Below are 18,522 nucleotides of genomic sequence, written 5' to 3' on the forward strand. Positions count from 1 at the left end.
CGCTGTGGAGACAGTAGGGGGGATCTGTGAAATGCTGGAGCTCTTCTGATAAATAGCTTGTTTCGGAACGGTGGTGCGGGTAGTGGGACCTATCCGAACACGTGCTCCTTTCGGACAGTTCACCTGTCCGGGCTTCCGCGCCGTGGCCCGGCTCCACCGCCGTTCGGCGGTGCGTCAGCGGCTGTTGAGCACGGCCCGTAGCCGTTCCGGATCGGTCGTCGGCGCGTCACAGGTGAAGTTGCGGCAGACGTACGCCGCCGGTTCACCGGTCACGAGCGGGCGGTCCGCGAGGAGCGGGAACTCGTCACTCTCCGCGGTGCCGACCGCGACGACGGCCCCGGGCGCGGTTCCCAGAAGCGCCGTGCGGTGCAAGGTGGTTGTCCTCTCGTCCGGGAGATGCGGTCCGACGACGGCGACCTCCTTCGGTCCGTCGAGGAGGGCCTCGGCGACGGCGAGCCCCCAGCCGATGAACCGGGGCACGCGCGGCCCGAGGGCCTGCACGACGCCCAACGCCCGCTCGGCCCCGGTCCGGTGGGGCTCGGAGCCGGTGTGCGCGGCATAGCCAAGCAGGGCGCCGGCCGCCGCGGTCCAGCCCGACGGGGCGGCGTTGTCGGTGGGGTCCTGCGGGCGGCGGATCAGTCGCTCGGCGTCGGACGCGGTGTCGTAGAGGGCGCCGGTCCCGGGGTCGGCGAAGCGGACCAGCACATGGTCGAGGAGCAGTCCGGCGAAGTCCAGCCAGACGCCCTCGCCGGTCACGGACGCGAGGGCGAGGAAGCCCTCGGCGACGTCGGCGTAGTCCTCGAGCACGCCGGCGTTGGCGCCCGCCCGGCCGTCCTTGCTGGTGCGGGCGAGACGGGCGTGCTCGTCCAGGTGCACCCGCACGAGCAGATCGGCGGCGCCTACCGCGGCCTCGACGAGATCGGGCCGGTCGAAGTAGGCGCCCGTCTCGGCGAGCGCGGCGATCGCGAGGCCGTTCCAGGCGGCGACGACCTTGTCGTCCCGGCCGGGTGCGGGGCGCTCCGCTCGGACGGCGAGCAGCCGCTCCTTGACGGAGGCGACCCTCTCGGCGTCGAACACGCGCTCGGTCTGCGGGAGTTGGAGGACGGACTGGCCGTGCTCGAAGGTGCCCTCGTCGGTCACGCCGAAGTACTGGGCGGCGAGGTCGCCGTCCGTGTCGCCGAGGACCGCGCGCAGCCGCTCCGGCGTCCACACGTAGTACGCGCCCTCGACGTGCCTGCCGGTGCCGTCGTCGCTGTCGGCGTCGAGCGCGGAGGCGAACCCGCCCTCGTCGGTGCGCAGTTCGCGTACGAGGAAGTCGGCGGTCTCCAGGGCGACGCGGCGGGCGAGATCCGATCCCGTGGCCCGCCAGAGATGCGCGTACACGCGGCAGAGCAGCGCGTTGTCGTACAGCATCTTCTCGAAATGGGGCACGACCCAGTCACGGTCGACGGAGTACCGGGCGAACCCGCCGCCCAGCTGGTCGTAGATCCCGCCCCGGGCCATGCGCTCGCAGGTGTCCTGGGCCATCTGCAGCGCGCCCTCGGCGCCGGTCCGCGCGTGATGCCGCAGCAGGAACTCCAGCACCATGGACGGCGGGAACTTCGGCGCCCCGCCGAAACCGCCGCGCTGCGGGTCGTACTCGCGGGTGAGCCCGAGGAGGGCCTGGGCGAGTTCCTGCTCGCCGGGCGGCCGCGGGGCCTGGTGGCTGATCTCCCGCTGCGCGAGATCACGGACGATCTTCCCGGCGACCTCCGCGACCTCGTCCCGGCGGGTGCTCCAGGCCTGCTGCACACCCTCCAGCACCTGCCGGAAGGACGGCATGCCGTGGCGCGGCGCGGGCGGGAAGTAGGTCCCGAAGTAGAAGGGCTCGGCGTCCGGGGTGAGGAAGACCGTCATGGGCCAGCCGCCCTGGCCGGTGGCGGCCTGCACCGCCTCCATGTAGACGGCGTCGACGTCGGGCCGCTCCTCGCGGTCGACCTTGACGCTGACGAAGTGCTCGTTGAGGTAGTCGGCGGTGGCCCGGTCCTCGAAGGACTCGTGGGCCATCACGTGACACCAGTGACAGCTGCTGTACCCGACACTCAGCAGAACGGGCTTGCCCGCCCTGCGGGCCTCGTCGAAGGCCTCGGCCGACCAGGGCCACCAGTCGACGGGGTTGTCGGCGTGCTGGAGGAGATACGGGGACGTCTCATGGGCCAGTCGGTTCACCGTTCCACTCTCCCACGGGCTCGGGGACGGCGTAGAAACGCATCATCACCGGGCGCGCCCCGTCCAGGGCCTCCTCGCGCGGGCGGTCGTAGCGGCCGAGCAGCGCGTGGTACTCGCGCATGAAGTCGAGGAGTTCCTCCCTGGTCAGCCAGGTCCCGTGGCGCTGGATCTGGGCCCAGCCCTCGGGGCCGCGGTACTCCCGGTGGGCGCGGTGGTACAGCGCGGTGTCGAACTCGATCTTCAGGTGGGCGAGCTCGGCGGCCGCCCGGTACTCCTCCGGGGTCATCGTGGCCGGGTCGGGCGTGGTGTGACGGAACGGCAGCGCCCGCCACCACCGTTCCCGGCCGCCGGACTTCTCCGGGATCTCCTCGATGAGTCGCTGCTCGGCGAGTTTGCGCAGGTGATAGCTGGTGGTGCCGGAGCTCTCGCCGAGTTCGCGGGCGAGGACGGTGGAGTTGGCCTCGCCGTGCCGGCCGAGGTAGTCGAGGATCCGGCGGCGCAGGGGGTTGCCGAGGGACTTGTAGAGGGCGGTGCGCTCCAGGCTGGTCATCTCGGACGTGCCGTCGGTCATGCCGCCACCGTAACCCTGAGAACCCTGAGACGTCCCCGAGGTTTGCCGAGTTTTCTTTGCAGAATTTTCTCTGCGGTCTACGGTGGAGGCAGTCGGAGAACGAGGCGAGGGGAGGACGGGAGCGTGACCGTAAGGAAGAAGTGGCCCTTGGTCCTGCTGGCGGCAGCGGCGGTCCTGCTGGTCCCGTGGATGGTGGTGCTGGCCCAGACCCTGCCGGACACCACGCGGGTGGACCACTGGCCGCTGGCCTGGATCGGCCTCGACGTCCTCATGGCGGCGGGCTGCGCGGCAACCGCCTTCCTCGGCCTGCGCGGCGACGCCAGAGCCCGCCTGACGGCCTCGGCGACGGCATCGGTGGCGGTGCTGGACGCCTGGTTCGACATAACGACGTCGGGCACGGGCGCCCCCCTGACCGAGGCACTGCTGTGCGCGGTGGCGGAGGCGGGGCTGGCGGGGCGTGCGTGATACTGGCGCTGGGCAAGGTGCAGCGGGCGGACCGGCGCTGAGACGCTGAGGCCGCGCCGGGAACGGCGTGTCAGCCGGTGAGCGTGCCCACGGCGCGCACGGGGCCGAGCCGTGACACCACACCCGGCACCTCCGGCGGCGGTTCCAGGTGGTCCGGGCCGGCGCCAGGGCCTTCGTACTGCTCCGCCGGCCAACCACTTCCCGCCCCGGACGGCACCCGCTCACAAGGACGTTGCCACTCCTCCCCAACTCCCCACCGAGAACCACCCCTCCCGTTCGCGCGTCCCCCGAAGGACACTCATGGACAAGGAAGTTGTCGCCGGAGGGGGACGGGACATGCGGGACGGCCATCGGGATGAGGCCGAGCGGCTGCTGGTGCGGGCCGTCGAGGAGGAGGTGCGGCGCTCGGGCGGGCGGATCGACGGACAGCTGCTGCTGTCGCGGGCACGCGGTGCGCTGGACGTGATGGCGGGCGCGGCCGGCGAGGAGTACGACGCCTACACCCGTGCGCTGGACGAGGCCGAGGCGGGCCGGCCGACCTTCGGGCAGCGGTACGCGCGGGAGGGTGCCGGAACCGCCCTGATGGTGGCGGTCGTCGCCGCGGTGGCCGCCGCGGTGGCCGACCTCTCCCTCGGCACCGGTACCGGTACGGCCGTCGGCGCGGGCGTCGCCGCCGGCGTGGTCGGTGCCGCCGCCTCCGTCGTGAAGGTGGCCGGTGCCCATCTGCCGGCCGCGCATCACCACGCGGGCGCGGCCGGACAGCCGGGCGGAACGGAACAGCTGCGGCTGCAGTGGCTGACCGCGCTGGAGGTGCGCGGCATCCGCCCGTTCCTCGACCAGCAGCGGGTGCTGAGCGCCTCCACGGGCCCGAAGAAGAAGGGCGGCCCGGCGCTGCGCGGCGCGGACAAGAGCGCGGCGGCCCGCCGGCGCACGGTGCTGGAGCAGTCCTTCGGGCAACTCCCGGACGCGGACGGCCCGTTCGCGGGGCGCCGGGCGGAGCTGGCGCGGATCCGGCAGTGGGTGCAGGCGGCCCGGGCGGCCACGGAGACCCGGCCGACGGTGGTGGTGCTGCACGGCGACCCCGGTTCCGGCCGTACCACGCTCGCCGTGCGCGCGGCGCACGAGCTGCGGGACCACTTCCGCGGTGCGGTGGTCGTGGATCTGCGCGGCGGCAGACGGGAGGAGGCGCCGCTGCCCACCCGGGACGCCCTGCTGCATCTGCTCAACCGGCTCGGCGCGCCCCGCGAACAGCTGCTGTTCCGGGAGCGCTCCTCCCCCGACCAGCAGGTCAAACGGCTCGGCGAGCTGTACCACCAGCAGCTGACCGGCCTGCCGGTGACGATCGTGCTGGACGACGCCTCGGACCCGGAGCAGGTGCGGGCGCTGGTGCCCGAGCGCTCCGACAGCCTCGTCCTGGTCACCGCCCGCCACGCCCTCGGCCTGCCCGCGGACCTGCCGGCCTGGGTGCACCACCTGCCTGTCGAGGCGCTGGACGCGGCGGGCGCCGAGGAACTGCTCGGCGCCGCCGCCGAGGACACCTCGGGCCCGTACGACGCCGAGTCCGCCGACCGAATCCGGGCCCTCACCGGCGGGCTGCCGCTGGCCCTGCGGATCGCGGGCTCCGCGCTGGGCCCGCGCTCGCCCCGACAGCTGGCCGGCGACCTGGGCGCGTACGGCCCGGTGGAGCCCGTGGAGCGGGCCCTGTGGCTGCGCTACACCGACCAGCCGGAACCGACGCGCCGGCTGCTGCGCCGGCTCGCGCTCGCGGGCCGGGCCTCGCTGGGCGCCGCGGCGGCGGCCGCCCTGCTCGCCACGGACGAGGCCGAGGCCACGCGCCACCTCGTCGCCCTGGCCCGGGCGGGCCTCATCGACCATGTGCGCCGCAGCCGCTACCGGCTGCACGATCTGGTGCGCGCCTTCGCCGAGGCCCGGCTGCTGGACGAGGAGGAGCCGGCCGAGCGCACCGCCGCTCAGGAACGGCTGATCGTCAACTACGCGGACCTGGCCGACTCGGTGCTGCGCCTGGTCGACGGGAACATGTCGACGCGCTCGCACCAGTTCGGCTCGCACGGCTTCACCTCGCTGGACGAGGCGCTGCGCTGGCTGGACGACGAGTCCAGCTTCATCACGGCGACCCTGCGCCACGCGGAGGGCGTGAACCAGAGGGCGGTGCAGAACCTGCTGGGCGCGCTGTGCGACTACTGCCTGCTGCGCGGCGACCTGTACCGCCTCGGCGAGATCAGCGAGCTGGCGCAGGCCGTGGACCAGGGCCTGCTGGTCCGCTCGGTGCAGTGGCGCACCGGTATCGCAGCACGGCAGCTGGGCGAGCTGGACAAGGCGCGCACCACGCTGGCCTCCGTGGTGGACCTGTACCGCGAGGCGCACCACGACGCGGGGGCGGCCCGCGCCCTGTGCTCCCTCGGGATCACCCTGCACCACCAGGGCAACCTCACCGAGGCCGCCGCCAAGCTGCAGGAGGCACTGGACCTGCAGGCGGCGCCGGAGCTGGCCACGGACCGGGCCTGGACGATGCACGCCCTGGCCGCCGTCCAGCGTGACCGGGCCCGGCTGGCTCCGGCGCTGGACCTGCTCACCCGCTCCCTGGTCCTGCACCGCGAGGGCGGCTCGGTGCACGGCGAGGCGTGGGCGCACTTCCAGCTCGGCCAGCTGGCGCTGCGGATGGGGGACGTGCCGCGCGCGGAGACCGAGCTGCGAGCCGCCCTGGAGGCCTACGGCCGGACGCACGACGCGCGCGGCGAGGCATGGGCCCTGACCCAGCTGGCCCGGGCCCGTCTGGTGGACGGCGACGCCTCACAAGCCGCGGAGAGCCTCGGGCAGGCCGCCGCCCGGCACCGGGAGAACGAGGACGCGCGCGGCGAGGCGTGGACGCTGTACTACCTGGGCCAGGCGCTGGAGGAGGCCGGCGATCTCGACCAGGCGGTGCGCGACCTGGAGCGGTCCCGCACGATGTTCTCCCGGATGCGGGACGTCTACGGCCTGGCCTGCGCCCGGCACCACTCGGCCCGGGTCACCCGCGACCAACGGGCCGCGCAGACCGGTTCACTGCGCAACTCCGGCTTCGCCCGGCAGCTCCTCGTGGACGCACGCGCCGACTTCCAGCGCATCGGTGTCGCCCACGGCGAGGCGTGGACATGCCTGGAGCTGGCGGTGGTCGACGCGGGCAACGCCCGTACGCAGCCGGCGCTGGCCCTCGCCGACGAGGCGCTGGACCTGTTCACCTCCTACGGTGACCGGCGCGGCGAGGACTGGGCCCGCTTCCTGCGCTGCACCCTGCTGCCCTACGCGGCGCCCGGCGGGGTGGAGGTGGGCACGGCGGTCGCGCAGGAGGAGCTGGCCCGGCTGGCCCGCGCAAGCCATCCCCTGCGCGACGAGAAGCTCGCCGACTACGTCTCGGCGTACGCCCTGCTGCTGGAACGCGGGGTCAGCCTGGAGGACGGCTGGCAGGCCTGGCGCCTGCGCATGACACCGGACCGCCACGCCCGGGAGGTGATGGGGGTGGCGGTACCGGCGGGGCGCTGAGGCGCGGATCAGCCCCGGCGTGCCGCGGAATCGGTCTTGGCGGCCTTGTCGGCCTGCTCGGCCGAGGGGTCCGGGGACTCCTTGAAGTCGACCTTGTTCATGTGCTTGCTCATCGACTTCATCAGGCCCCACACCGCCAGGGCCATCACCGCGAAGACGATGAAGCCGAGGACACCGGGGGTGACCTTGTTCTCGTCGACCTCCTTGGCGAGGGGGACGAGGTGCGTCACTGCCAGGCTCACGCTTGCGCTCATGTCAGGCATTGTCGCGGATGCCCGCGAAGAGGTCGTCCTCGGGGAGGGAGGTATCGACGAGAGACTTCGCCAGCTCGTACTCCTCCGTCGGCCAGACCTCCCTCTGCAGCTCCATCGGCACCTTGAACCAGCCGCCGTCGGGGTCGATCTGCGTGGCGTGCGCGATCAGCGCCTTGTCGCGGATCTCGAAGAAGTCCGCGCACGGAATGTGCGTGGTCAGCGTGCGCTCGGTGCGCTCCATCTCACTCCAGCGCTTGAGCCACTCCCCGTACGGCGAGTCCAGGCCGCGGTCCAGCATCGCCTGGTGCAGCGCCTCGGTCCGGGGGCGGTTGAAGCCCTGGTTGTAGTACAGCTTCAGCGGCTGGTAGGCGGGGCCGAACTCGGCCTCCGGGTACTTCTCGGCGTCCGCCGCGCCCTCGAACGCCACCATGGAGATCTTGTGCGTCATGATGTGGTCGGGGTGCGGGTAACCGCCGTTCTCGTCGTAGGTGGTGATCACCTGCGGGCGGAAGGAGCGGATCTTGCGCACCAGCTCGCCGGCCGCCTTGTCGACGTCCTCCAGGGCGAAGCAGCCCTCGGGCAGCGGCGGCAGCGGATCGCCCTCGGGCAGTCCGGAGTCGACGAAGCCGAGCCACTCCTGCTCGACGCCGAGGATCTCGCGAGCCTCGTCCATCTCCCTCTTGCGTACCTCGTGGATGTGCTCCTCGATGTACGCGTCACCCTGCAGCTTCGGATTGAGGATGGACCCGCGCTCTCCGCCGGTGCACGTCACCACCAGCACGTCCACCCCCTCGGACACGTACTTCGCCATGGTGGCCGCGCCCTTGCTCGACTCGTCGTCGGGGTGCGCGTGAACGGCCATCAGTCGCAACTGATCAGTCAAGACTCAATCCTCGGTAAGTCGGCGCCCCGTGTCTTCGGTGCGATCGGCGGCTTCTATAGTGACGGAATCGGGGGGCGAATAATTCCGGGTCCGGTTCTGCCGAGAGGACGATCATGAGTACGGCGAGCGCGCGGCTGCCCGAGGGCCGCTACGGCCGTTCCTCGGACGAGCGTGCGGACCGCAAGCTCAGGATCGCCGGTGCGGTGCTGGGCGCGGCCCTGCTCGCGCTGGTGGGTTACTTCGCCTACCACTACGTCGTGGAGAGCAAGATCAGCGCCCAGGTGATCGCCTTCGACGCCACGGACAACGCGGTGCAGGTGCATCTGGAGGTCCACAAGGATGCCGGCACCGACGGCTACTGCACCCTGCGCTCCCAGGCGGCGGACGGCTCCGAGGTGGGCAGGGCCGACTTCCACTTCACCGGTTCGGCCACGCGTATCGACAAGGTCGTCACTCTGCGTACGACGGAGAAGGGCACGACGGCCGAGCTGCTCGGCTGCCACAGCGGCTGACCGGGGCTGGACACCCCCCGCCCTTCACCCGGAATACGTACGCGCTGACCTGCGTTGATGAGATTCTGATGGCTTATGTCCTCCCCCTTCCGGCCTTGAATTGTTAGGCTCGTGGTTTCGCCCATCCAAGAGGGAACATTCTTCTGGGTAGGGCGATGCTTTGTATTCCCAGTACCGACGAGGAGCACCCTGTGACCCAGACCAGCGAGAACGTCACCTGGCTGACCCAGGAGGCGTACAACAAGCTCAAGGACGAGCTTGAGTACCTTACTGGTCCTGCGCGCACGGAGATCGCCGCCAAGATCGCGGCCGCGCGCGAGGAGGGCGACCTGCGCGAGAACGGCGGGTACCACGCGGCCAAGGAGGAGCAGGGCAAGCAGGAGCTGCGCGTGCGGCAGCTGACCCAGCTTCTCGAGAACGCCAAGGTGGGCGAGGCTCCGGCCTCCGCCGACGGTGCCGTCGCGCCGGGCATGGTCGTCACGATCGCCTTCGACGGTGACGAGGACGACACGCTGACGTTCCTACTCGCCTCCCGCGAGTACGCGAGCGCCGACATCGAGACGTACTCGCCGCAGTCCCCGCTCGGCGCGGGCGTCATCGGCCACAAGGTCGGTGAGGACGCGGAGTACGAACTGCCGAATGGCAAGAAGGCCTCGGTGAAGATCCTGCAGGCCGAGCCGTACTCGGGCTGATCCGCCTCCCCAAGGGACCTCGAGCCCCCGGTGTCCGCCGGCTTCCGCCGGACGCCGGGGGCTCTGCCGTACTCACAGTGCAGACAAGGCACGGTTCGCTTGCGTGACACATCGTGCCACCTGCGCGCCCGGACGTCCCGCGGGCCGACCTGCGGCCCGCTCGCATACGCGGCCATGCGCCGCGCGCCGCGCCGCCGCAAGCTGGACTCACGACGACGCCCGGCTCTGCCGAGCCGCCCGGCCCACTCCTGGAGGCCTGATGATGTCGAACGATGAGCCGGCGGCGAGCGGCGCGGAACGCCCACCGCGCCCGGAAGCCTGGAGGACGGCGCTCACTGTGCTGCAGTCGGCGACCCCACCCTCCATTCCGAGAGGGGCAGAGGCGATGACGGCCCTCGTGGAGTTCCCACCCGGCGATCCCGGCACCCCTCCGCACCGGCACTCGGGGCCTGCTTTCGGCTATGTGCTGGAGGGCGAGATGCTCTTCGAGCTCGAAGGCGAACCGGAGCGGGTGATCAAGGCCGGCGAGACATTCTGGGAGCCGGGCGGCGATGTCATCCACTACCAGGACGGGAACAACCGGACGGACTCATGGAGCCGTTTCCTCGTCACCATGTTGTGTGAGCCGGGTCAGCCCATGCTCACCCTGGTCGATGAAGCAGAGCTGGTCGAGCGTCAGCACCTGCGGGCTCCCCGTCCTGGCACGTGATCTGCCGCTGACGTCGGTGCGCCGCGCCATCCCCCCGGAGCCGCGGCGCACCCTTCTCGGTCGACGGGGCCCTGGGATCAACCGGCCGCCCGGCGGTACTTGCGGACCGCCAGCGTGCGGAAGATCAGGATGATGACGACCGACCAGATCAGCGAGGCCCACACGGGGTGCTGCATGGGCCAGGCGCCGGGCGTCCGGAAGCCCGGGGGAAGGTTGCCGAACATCTCGCGGCACGCCTGCACGGTGGCGCTGAACGGGTTCCACTCCGCGATGTGCCGCAGGAAGGCCGGCATCTGGTTCGCGTCCACGAAGGCGTTCGAGATGAATGTCAGCGGAAACAGCCAGACCAGGCCGCCCGAGGTCGCCGCTTCGGGAGTGCGCACGGACAGGCCGATGAGCGCGCCGATCCACGAGAACGCGTACCCCAGCAGCAGGAGCAGGCCGAATCCGGCGAGCACCTTGGCGAAGTTCTCGTGCGTGCGCCAGCCGACGATCAGGGCCACGACGGCCAGGACGACGAGGGTGAGCGCCGTCTGCGCCAGGTCGGCGATGGTGCGCCCGGTCAGGACCGCGCCGCGTGCCATGGGCAGGGAGCGGAAGCGGTCGATGAGGCCCTTGTGCATGTCGTCGGCGATGCCCGCACCGGCGCCCGCCGTGGCGAACGTGACGGTCTGGGCGAAGATGCCGGCCATGAGGAACTCACGGTAGACCTGGGTGGAGTTGGACCCGCCGACCTGGATCGAGCCGCCGAAGACGTAGGTGAACAGCACGACGAACATGATGGGCTGGATCAGGCCGAAGATGAGCACCTCGGGAATCCGGCCCATGCGGATCAGATTCCGGCGTGCGACGACCAGGGAATCGTTCACGGCGCTCACTTCATCCGCTCCTTCAAGACGTTGGGCCGCCGGTCCTGGACGCGCGGCGGGATGGGACCTGGCCGAGACAACCGGGCGAGGGGATCGCCGGGCGGTGCCGGCCGGACGGCTTCGTCGAGGGCACTCATTCCACGGCCTCCTCGCCGCTCGCCTCGTCCCGTTCGGCGGCCTCGGCCATGTGTCCCGTCAGCGACAGGAAGACGTCGTCGAGAGTGGGCCGGCGCAGCCCTACGTCGTCTATCTCGATCCCGCGGGTGTCCAGCTCGCGGATGATCTCGGCGAGCAGCTTGGCACCGCCGGTGACGGGGACCGTCAGCTTGCGGGTGTGCTCCTCGACCGTGACCTCGCCCTTGCCGAAGCCGCGCAGCACCTCTGCGGTGCCCGTCATGTGCTCGCGCTCGTGCACCACGACCTCGACGCGCTCACCCCCCGTTTGGGCCTTGAGCTGGTCGGAGGTGCCCTTGGCGATGACCCGGCCGTGGTCGACCACCGCGATGTCGTGGGCGAGGTGGTCGGCCTCCTCCAGGTACTGCGTGGTGAGCAGCAGGGTCGTACCGCCGGAGACGAGCTGTTTGATGACCTCCCACAGCTGCTGGCGGTTGCGCGGGTCGAGTCCGGTCGTCGGCTCGTCCATGAACATCACCGGCGGCGAGACCACGAGGGCCGCGGCGAGGTCGAGCCGGCGGCGCATGCCTCCGGAGTAGGTCTTGGCGGGGCGGTCGGCGGCGTCCGCGAGGTGGAACTGCTCCAGCAGCTCCGTCGCGCGCGCCTTGGCCGCCTTGCCCTTCATCTGGTAGAGCTGCCCGACCATCTGCAGGTTCTCCCGGCCGGTCAGGTATTCGTCGACCGCCGCGAACTGGCCGGACAGGCCGATGGAACGGCGTACGGCGTCGGGGTCCTTCAGCACGTCCACGCCCGCGACGACCGCCTTGCCGCTGTCGGGGCGCAGCAGGGTCGTCAGGCAGCGGACGGTCGTCGTCTTGCCGGCGCCGTTCGGCCCGAGCAGGCCGAGGACGGTGCCCTCGGGCACGTCGAGGTCTACGCCGTCGAGAGCCCTTACGTCGCCGAAGGTCTTCACCAGACCTTCGGCATGGATGGCGCCTGGCATGTCTGTCTCCACGTCATCGGGGATCGTCGTCCGGGATTCTTCGGAAAAGGCGGTTTGCGCGCCGGATCGGCCCGCGGTCTTCCTGCGGGCAGAGAGTGGGCAACGGCCAACACCATAACGCGATGTATCGCGTCTCTCAACGAGTGGACCGGGGATTGACTCGAACGAGTGATCGGGCGGCTTCCAGGCCCGGAAGCCGGGGCTCTCGGTCGATCAGTCGATGACCGTGTAACCCGCGTCCCGCAGGGCCTGACCGACCTCGGCGCAGTGCACCGGGCCCTTCGTCTCGAGGTGCAACTCCACCTCCGCCTCCGTGAGCCCGAGCCGGGGGTCGGTTCGGACGTGGCTCACGTCGAGGACATTAGCGTCGACCACTGACAACACCCCGAGGAGCGTGGCGAGCGCGCCCGGGCGATCCGTCAGCCGGAGCCGAACCGCCAGGTAGCGGCCCTGCGCGGCCATGCCGTGCCGCAGGACCCGCTGCATCAGCACCGGGTCCACGTTCCCGCCGGAGAGCACCGCGACGACCGGCCCCTCGAAGGAGTGCGGCGCGGCCAGCAGCGCCGCGACCGGACTCGCCCCGGCCGGCTCCACGACCAGCTTGGCCCGCTCCAGGCACAGCAGCAGCGCGGCCGACAGCTGGTCCTCACTGACCGTGCGCACCTCGTCGACCAGGTCCTGGACGATCCCGAACGGCACCAGGCCGGGGCGCCCCACCTTGATGCCGTCGGCCATCGTCGCGGGGTTCTCCACCGACACCGGGCGCCCGGCGGCCAGCGAGAGCGGGTAGGCCGCCGCGCCCTCCGCCTGCACGCCGACGATCCCGACCTCCGGCCGGATCGCCTTCACCGCCACCGCGATACCGGCCGCGAGACCGCCGCCGCCGACACCGACGACGATCGTGCGCACCTCCGGGCACTGCTCCAGGATCTCCAGGCCGACCGTGCCCTGACCGGCGATGATGTCCGGATGGTCGAAGGGGTGGATGAGCACCGCACCGGTCTCGGCCGCGTACTCCTCGGCGGCGGCAAGCGTCTCGTCGACCACCTGGCCGTGCAGACGCACCTCGGCGCCGTAGTCCCGGGTCGCGCTGATCTTGGGCAGTGGGGCACCCTTCGGCATGAACACCGTGGAGTGCACACCGAGCAGCGAGGAGGCCAGCGCCACGCCCTGCGCGTGGTTCCCGGCGCTCGCGGCCACCACGCCGGCCGCCCGCTGCTCCGGCAGCAGCCCGGCGATGCGCACGTAGGCGCCGCGCAACTTGAACGATCCGGTGCGCTGGAGGTTCTCGCACTTCAACTGCACCGGCGCGCCCACCAGCTGGGTCAGGTGCCGGCTGCCCTCCATCGCGGTCACCCGTGCCACGCCCGAGAGCATCTTCTGGGCGCCGCGCACGTCGTCGAGGGTGACGGAACGCAAGGAGTCAGCCGTACCGTAGCTCATGACTCCAGCATCGCAGTTCACGGTCGTACACGACGGCTGTGACCAAGCTCCGAGACCGGTTTGCGCAGCGCCGGTACCACCCGCCGCCGGGCCGCGTACCCTGTCCCCCAACCCAGCAGCCCTTCATGAAGCGAGCCTCCGGCCATGCCCACAACACCTGAAATGTCGATGGACATGACGACCGTCGGTGACACCGGTCTTCTCGACACCCTCCAGCACGAGGTGGCGGTGTTCGCCCGCCGTGCCGAACAGACGCGGCTCGGCGGGGTGGGGCAGGTGCGCAACTCCATGGACCGTGCGGCGTATCTGCTGCTGAACCGCCTCGACAAGGAAGGGCCGATGGGCGTCAAGGCGCTCGCCGCGAGCATGGGGATCGACTCCTCCACGGTCACCCGGCAGGTGGCTCCGCTGGTCGACACCGGACTCGTCAAGCGCACCTCGCACCCCGAGGACGGGCGCGCGGTCGTCCTGCAGCTGTCCCCGCGCGGCGTGGCCCGGCTGGAGGAGGTGCGCTGCTCCCGGCGTCAGCTGATGGCCGAGCTGACGCAGGACTGGGCCCCGGAGGAGCGCGAGCAGTTCTGCGCCCTCCTGACCCGTTTCAACGGCGCGCTGTCCGCGCGGATGACGGTGGGGACGGCGGCGGCGGAGCAGCCTCCGGCGTCCTGAGGGCGGACGGCCACCTGGGGCGCGGACCGGTCGGTGCCGGAGTCTTGACCCCGGGCCGCCGCTGGCCTCATATGAGACGACCGGGTCCTGTGTCGTTCGTACGCGGTTTCACCTGTCCCGTACCGGACAGGGCCCCTCCAGGGGAGGCGCGGTGCGTGATCGGCAGGTGTCCCGAGGTGCCCGCCGGGCCCGGGAGTTCGAGGCGTTCGTCGCGGGCGCGGCCGGGCGTCTGCTGCATGCCGCCACGCTGCTCACGGCGGAGGCGCCGGACGCCAACCCGCGCGCGCGGCGTTTGCTGACGCTCGCGCTCGCCCACACCTATGCGCGCTGGGACCGGTTGCACGGCGAGGATCCGTACGACTGCGCCCGCCAGTACCTCGCCACCCGCTTCGCACGTGCGACGTGGCACCGGTACGGCGTCTTCGGCCGCGCCCGGTCGCATCCGCGCGGGCCGCTCGCCGCGCTCGCGCCGCAGGAACGGCTGATCCTGGTTCTGCGCCTCTACGAAGGTGTCGCCGAGGAACAGGCAGCGGCCCTCCTCGGCCTCCCCACGGACCGCATCCACACCGTCTGCGACCGTGCGACAGCCACCTTGCTCCACCCGACAAGCCACCCGGCACCACGGACGGCGGGCAGAGAGGTGGCACCGTCATGAGGGTGCGGGCAGGGGGCAGCAGGGCGAGAAGTGCTCAGGCCCCGGCGAGCGGGCGGGGCGCGGAGCGGGCCCGGGGCACCGACCCTCTGGCGAGCGAGCGGAGTGGCGCGGGCGTCAGAAGTGACGGGAGCGGCACGCGCGTGCGGTGCCTGCGGGACAGCCGGGGTGCCATGAGCGGCACGCGCGTGCGGGACGGCGGGGGTGCCGCGGGTGTGGGCAGCCACCGGAGGGCGCGGATACCGGGAACCCGGCGCATCGGGAGGGCAGCGTGAACCGGCCCGAACGGGAGGCTGCCGCACGGCAGATCATGGAACGGGCCCCGGCACCGGTGCCGCCGGACCTGTGCGCGGAGGCGGTGCGCCGCGGCGAGCGCCTGCTGCGGCGCAGGCAACTCGTCCGCCGGGTGCTGTGGCTGCTGGCCTGCGCCGCGGCCGTCGCGTTCACCGTGTGGGCGGCCCGGGTGCACCCCTGGACGCTGCCGCCCTCCCAGACGACTCCCCCGATCACCGGCTGGTGAACCGAGCGGCGCGGCCACGGCGGTTGCCGGTCCGGCGCGGGCCGACGCGAGAACGGCCCGCGCGCAACGGCGGGCGGGCCTTCCCTCCTCGGCGGCGCAGTCCATCGGCACCGCTCGGCTGCGGCAGCCCCCGGCAAGGACCCGGTCGGCCACCGGTCGGCTGCCGCCGACCAGCAGTCACCGCCCCCGGTCAGCGGCGACCAGAGCCGGCTGCCACCGGTCGGCAGTCGTCGGCCGCGGCCGGACCGCCGACGCCTCCGCACCTCCCGGAAACCGGCCCGAATGCGGCCCACGCCGTGCCGGCGGCTAGCCCAGCGCCTGCTGGAGGTCCGCCAGCAGGTCGTCGACGTTCTCGATGCCCACGGAGAGGCGTACCAGGTCGGCGGGGACCTCGAGCGCGGAGCCGGCCGCGGAGGCGTGCGTCATCCGGCCGGGGTGCTCGATGAGGGACTCCACGCCGCCGAGCGACTCGCCGAGGGTGAACACCTTGGCGCGGTTGCACACCTCGACCGCGGCCTCCTCGCCGCCCTCGACCCGGAAGGACACCATGCCGCCGAATGCCTTCATCTGCTTCGCGGCGACCTCGTGCCCGGGGTGCTCGGGCAGGCCCGGGTAGAGAACGCTGGTCACGCGCGCGTGCCGGGTCAGCATGTCGGCGATCTTCGTCGCGTTCTCGCTGTGCCGGTCCATCCGCACCGCGAGGGTCTTGGTGCCGCGCAGCACCAGCCAGGAGTCGAAGGGGCCGGCGACGGCGCCCATCGCGTTCTGGTGGTAGGCGAGCTCCTCGCCGAGGCCCTGGTCGGAGACGATCAGCGCGCCGCCGACCACGTCCGAGTGACCGCCCATGTACTTGGTCAGGGAGTGGACGACGACGTCCGCGCCGAGCGACAGCGGCTGCTGAAGGTAGGGCGTGGCGAAGGTGTTGTCGACGACGAGCTTCGCGCCCGCGTCGTGCGCGACGGATGCGACGGCGGCGATGTCGGTGATGCCGAGCAGCGGGTTGGACGGGGTCTCCACCCAGACGGCCTTGGTCTTCGGGGTGATCGCGGCGCGCACGGCGGCCGGGTCGCTGGTGTCGGCGACGGACCACTCCACGCCCCAGCGGGTGACGACCTTGGCGAAGAGGCGGAAGGTGCCGCCGTAGGCGTCGTTCGGGATGACCACGTGGTCACCAGGGCTGAGCAGCGTGCGCAGCAGGGTGTCCTCGGCCGCCAGGCCGGACGCGAAGGCGAGGCCGCGGCGGCCGCCCTCCAGCGCGGCGAGGTTCTCCTCGAGGGCGGTACGGGTGGGGTTGGCGCTGCGGCTGTACTCGTAGCCGCCGCGCAGCCCGCCGACGCCGTCCTGCTTGTAGGTCGAGACCTGGTAGATCGGCGGGACGACCGCGCCGGTGAGGGGATCCGCGGTGTTGCCCGCGTGGATCGCGAGGGTCTCGAAGTGCTGACTGATGTGCCTGTCGCTCATGGGCACCGAGCGTAGTGCGCTTGGCCGGATGCTGACGCCCGCACGGCTCGGGCGCCACCGGACGGAGGGATTTCCCTGCGTGGAAACGGCCGGCGCTCCCGCGGAAACCGCCCACCGACCCACTTGTCATGGACCGGTCCGAAGTTTTCCACAGCTCCGCGGCGGGGTTGGCCAATCGTCGGCGGCGTCTGGTTCGCTTGGGGCATGGCGATTCTCTGGCTGCTGATGGCGCTGCTCATGCTGAGCTTCGTGCTGCTCCCGTTCATGCGGCGCAGGCGCGGGCTGATCGAGCAGGTCCCCGCGGGACACCCGGACGCCGCCGACCCGGCGGCCTACGGCTTCATGCGCCAGGAAGAGCTGGACGTGCGCATGCCGGGAGCCGACCAGGACCTGCTGGACGTCCTGGAATTGGTGCAGCGCACCCAGGACCATCGCGCGGCCTCCCAGCTGCTGGCCGGCACCGGGACGGCGGGCGAGGAGCGCTGGCAGCGGGTGCAGGCCTTCGCGGGTGCCGCCGCGCTGGAGCTGCAGCAGCGGCCCGGCGGGGTGCATGAGACGCCGGGCGGCCAGTGGCTGCGGGTGTGGAGGGCCGAGCAGCCCAAGGACGCGGGCGGCGCCGCCGTGTACGCGGAGTTCCTGGTGCAGCAGGCCTGGCGGACCTCGACGCCGGGCACGGACGACTTCCGGATCATCATGGAGGAGGCCAGGGACGCGTGCGGGCAGGCGGCCCTGCTGTCCCCCGGCGACCCGGTGCCGTACATCGTCGAGCTGTCGGTCGCGCGTGGACTCGCCTATTCCCAGGCCGAGTTCGACCAGCTGTGGCTGAAGATCCTCGACCGTGCCCCGCACCACATGGGCGCCCATCTGGCCGCGCTGCACCACTGGTGCGAGAAGTGGCACGGCTCCCGCGAGCAGGCGTACGCCTTCGCCGAGGCCGCGGCGGCGCGCGCTCCGCAGGGTTCGCTGCTCGCCGCGCTGCCGCTGTTCGCGGTCTTCGAGCACCTCCCGGAGGTGAACCTGGTGGCGAGCTTCTACCAGAGCGAGGTGGTCACCAAGGCGATGCACGGCGCCCTGCACGCGGTGCACTCGGCCCGCCCCGATGACCCGATGCTCGCGCACGTCCGGCATCTGCTGATCTTCTTCCTGGTCCGCGCCGAGCGCTGGCAGGAGGCCATGCACCAGCTCATACACGTCGACGGGCACGTCGGTGCGCTCCCCTGGACCCTGTCCGACGACCCGGCGGCCGAGTTCGCCGTCTACCGCGCCCTGGCGGTAGCCGGTTACGAGGCCAACGGCGGCAGCCCGGCCACCCTGTCCGGCTGAGCCGAGGACGACCGTCGAACTGATCCCCGGCTTCGGTGCACGACGCGCGGCTGTCGGCGTGTGCGATCCATTCCGTGCGTTCGCTCGATCCGGCCTTCCTCGAGGCCTGGCCGGTTCGGATACGTCATTCACATCCGCCCGCCGGTCCCGACCGCCCGGGGGCGATCTGGACCCGCTGCCTCAGGCCCGTCGGCGATTCGGTGGACCTCACGCCACGCAACTGGTCGGGGCCGGCGACCTGTTGGCAGCGAACGGGCCGACCGGCCGGCACCGGCGGCCACACGACCACCGTCGCCTGGCACCCGGCCGAGCTCAACGCTCAGGCGATCAAGGAGTTCACCGAGGACATCGAGACGTGCAGTCGTCTCCGACATCCCGCCCTCGGCTGTCGAGCCGGGCCGGAGGAGCCGACGGAAGGAGCATGGTGGAAGGGCTTGAACTCCTCCATCTCCTCGTGGACATCTCGCCGAGGAGCTCGGCCACGGCGGCAGTCTCATCCGGGAAGCACTGGTGCTCCGACTCGCGCGGCCGACGATCGACGCCTCGCGCTTCCGGTCGCCGGCCGCGGACGAAGACGCCGGAGCCGTCACCGCCCTCTTCGAGCTCCTCACGCGGTTCGCCTCGCGCCGGCCACCGG

The 18,522-nt window shown here is 71.8% G+C and carries 17 protein-coding genes; 9 read left to right on the forward strand and 8 right to left on the reverse strand.

Features of this window, described 5'->3' with window-relative positions:
• Positions 1-174: 174 nt before the first annotated feature.
• The gene (locus AB0L59_RS06095) at positions 175-2,208 is read right to left on the reverse strand and encodes a thioredoxin domain-containing protein (protein WP_365579787.1); all 2,034 of its coding nucleotides are present in this window, start codon (positions 2,206-2,208) and stop codon (positions 175-177) included.
• Positions 2,189-2,779 carry a helix-turn-helix domain-containing protein gene (locus AB0L59_RS06100; protein ID WP_365579789.1) on the reverse strand — a complete coding sequence of 197 codons (591 nt, stop codon included), beginning with the start codon at positions 2,777-2,779 and terminating at the stop codon, positions 2,189-2,191. Before AB0L59_RS06100 ends, AB0L59_RS06095 begins: the two co-directional genes overlap by 20 nt.
• Positions 2,780-2,902: 123 nt before the next feature.
• Here AB0L59_RS06100 and AB0L59_RS06105 point away from each other — a divergent pair, with 123 nt between their 5' ends.
• Complete coding sequence (locus AB0L59_RS06105; RefSeq protein WP_365579792.1) at positions 2,903-3,244, forward strand: hypothetical protein; 342 nt, start codon at positions 2,903-2,905, stop codon at positions 3,242-3,244.
• Positions 3,245-3,580: 336 nt separating this feature from the next.
• Positions 3,581-6,784, forward strand: a complete 3,204-nt coding sequence (locus tag AB0L59_RS06110) for a tetratricopeptide repeat protein (RefSeq protein ID WP_365580935.1) — start codon at positions 3,581-3,583, stop codon at positions 6,782-6,784.
• A gap of 8 nt (positions 6,785-6,792) precedes the next feature.
• On the opposite strand, the gene AB0L59_RS06115 is transcribed toward AB0L59_RS06110, so the two are convergent.
• On the reverse strand, positions 6,793-7,047 hold the full coding sequence (locus AB0L59_RS06115) for a hypothetical protein (RefSeq protein WP_365579795.1): 255 nt from the start codon (positions 7,045-7,047) through the stop codon (positions 6,793-6,795).
• Positions 7,040-7,921, reverse strand: coding sequence for a mycothiol conjugate amidase Mca (mca, locus tag AB0L59_RS06120; RefSeq protein ID WP_365579797.1), 882 nt, complete (start codon positions 7,919-7,921; stop codon positions 7,040-7,042). Before mca ends, AB0L59_RS06115 begins: the two co-directional genes overlap by 8 nt.
• Before the next feature lie 113 nt (positions 7,922-8,034).
• On the opposite strand from mca, the gene AB0L59_RS06125 reads away from it, so the two are divergent.
• From AB0L59_RS06125 to AB0L59_RS06135, 3 genes are all read left to right on the forward strand, one after another.
• Positions 8,035-8,433, forward strand: coding sequence for a DUF4307 domain-containing protein (locus tag AB0L59_RS06125; protein WP_365579800.1), 399 nt, complete (start codon positions 8,035-8,037; stop codon positions 8,431-8,433).
• 191 nt (positions 8,434-8,624) lie between these two features.
• The gene (gene greA / locus AB0L59_RS06130) at positions 8,625-9,125 is read left to right on the forward strand and encodes a transcription elongation factor GreA (RefSeq protein WP_365579802.1); all 501 of its coding nucleotides are present in this window, start codon (positions 8,625-8,627) and stop codon (positions 9,123-9,125) included.
• A gap of 262 nt (positions 9,126-9,387) precedes the next feature.
• On the forward strand, positions 9,388-9,834 hold the full coding sequence (locus AB0L59_RS06135; protein WP_365580937.1) for a cupin domain-containing protein: 447 nt from the start codon (positions 9,388-9,390) through the stop codon (positions 9,832-9,834).
• A 77-nt stretch (positions 9,835-9,911) separates the two neighbouring features.
• Here AB0L59_RS06135 and AB0L59_RS06140 read toward each other — a convergent pair whose 3' ends face one another.
• From AB0L59_RS06140 to ilvA, 3 genes are all read right to left on the reverse strand, one after another.
• Entirely contained in the window at positions 9,912-10,712 is an 801-nt protein-coding gene (locus AB0L59_RS06140; RefSeq protein ID WP_365579804.1) for an ABC transporter permease, read from the reverse strand.
• A gap of 124 nt (positions 10,713-10,836) precedes the next feature.
• Entirely contained in the window at positions 10,837-11,820 is a 984-nt protein-coding gene (locus tag AB0L59_RS06145; protein WP_365579806.1) for an ATP-binding cassette domain-containing protein, read from the reverse strand.
• A gap of 213 nt (positions 11,821-12,033) precedes the next feature.
• Entirely contained in the window at positions 12,034-13,263 is a 1,230-nt protein-coding gene (ilvA, locus tag AB0L59_RS06150; protein ID WP_365579810.1) for a threonine ammonia-lyase, read from the reverse strand.
• Positions 13,264-13,407: 144 nt separating this feature from the next.
• On the opposite strand from ilvA, the gene AB0L59_RS06155 reads away from it, so the two are divergent.
• The 3 genes from AB0L59_RS06155 to AB0L59_RS06165 all read left to right on the forward strand — a co-directional run bounded on the left by AB0L59_RS06155 (position 13,408) and on the right by AB0L59_RS06165 (position 15,101).
• Positions 13,408-13,929, forward strand: coding sequence for a MarR family transcriptional regulator (locus AB0L59_RS06155; RefSeq protein WP_365579813.1), 522 nt, complete (start codon positions 13,408-13,410; stop codon positions 13,927-13,929).
• A gap of 151 nt (positions 13,930-14,080) precedes the next feature.
• Entirely contained in the window at positions 14,081-14,584 is a 504-nt protein-coding gene (locus AB0L59_RS06160) for an RNA polymerase subunit sigma-70 (RefSeq protein ID WP_365579815.1), read from the forward strand.
• Positions 14,585-14,852: 268 nt separating this feature from the next.
• On the forward strand, positions 14,853-15,101 hold the full coding sequence (locus AB0L59_RS06165; protein ID WP_365579818.1) for a hypothetical protein: 249 nt from the start codon (positions 14,853-14,855) through the stop codon (positions 15,099-15,101).
• Positions 15,102-15,407: 306 nt separating this feature from the next.
• On the opposite strand, the gene AB0L59_RS06170 is transcribed toward AB0L59_RS06165, so the two are convergent.
• Positions 15,408-16,562 carry a cystathionine gamma-synthase gene (locus AB0L59_RS06170; protein ID WP_365579820.1) on the reverse strand — a complete coding sequence of 385 codons (1,155 nt, stop codon included), beginning with the start codon at positions 16,560-16,562 and terminating at the stop codon, positions 15,408-15,410.
• A 204-nt stretch (positions 16,563-16,766) separates the two neighbouring features.
• On the opposite strand from AB0L59_RS06170, the gene AB0L59_RS06175 reads away from it, so the two are divergent.
• A complete protein-coding gene (locus tag AB0L59_RS06175; RefSeq protein ID WP_365579822.1) occupies positions 16,767-17,885 on the forward strand; it encodes a hypothetical protein in 1,119 nt (372 codons plus the stop codon).
• Positions 17,886-18,522: the final 637 nt, after the last annotated feature.

The sequence above is a fragment of the Streptomyces sp. NPDC052109 genome (assembly GCF_040680195.1).
Taxonomy (GTDB): Bacteria; Actinomycetota; Actinomycetes; order Streptomycetales; family Streptomycetaceae; genus Streptomyces.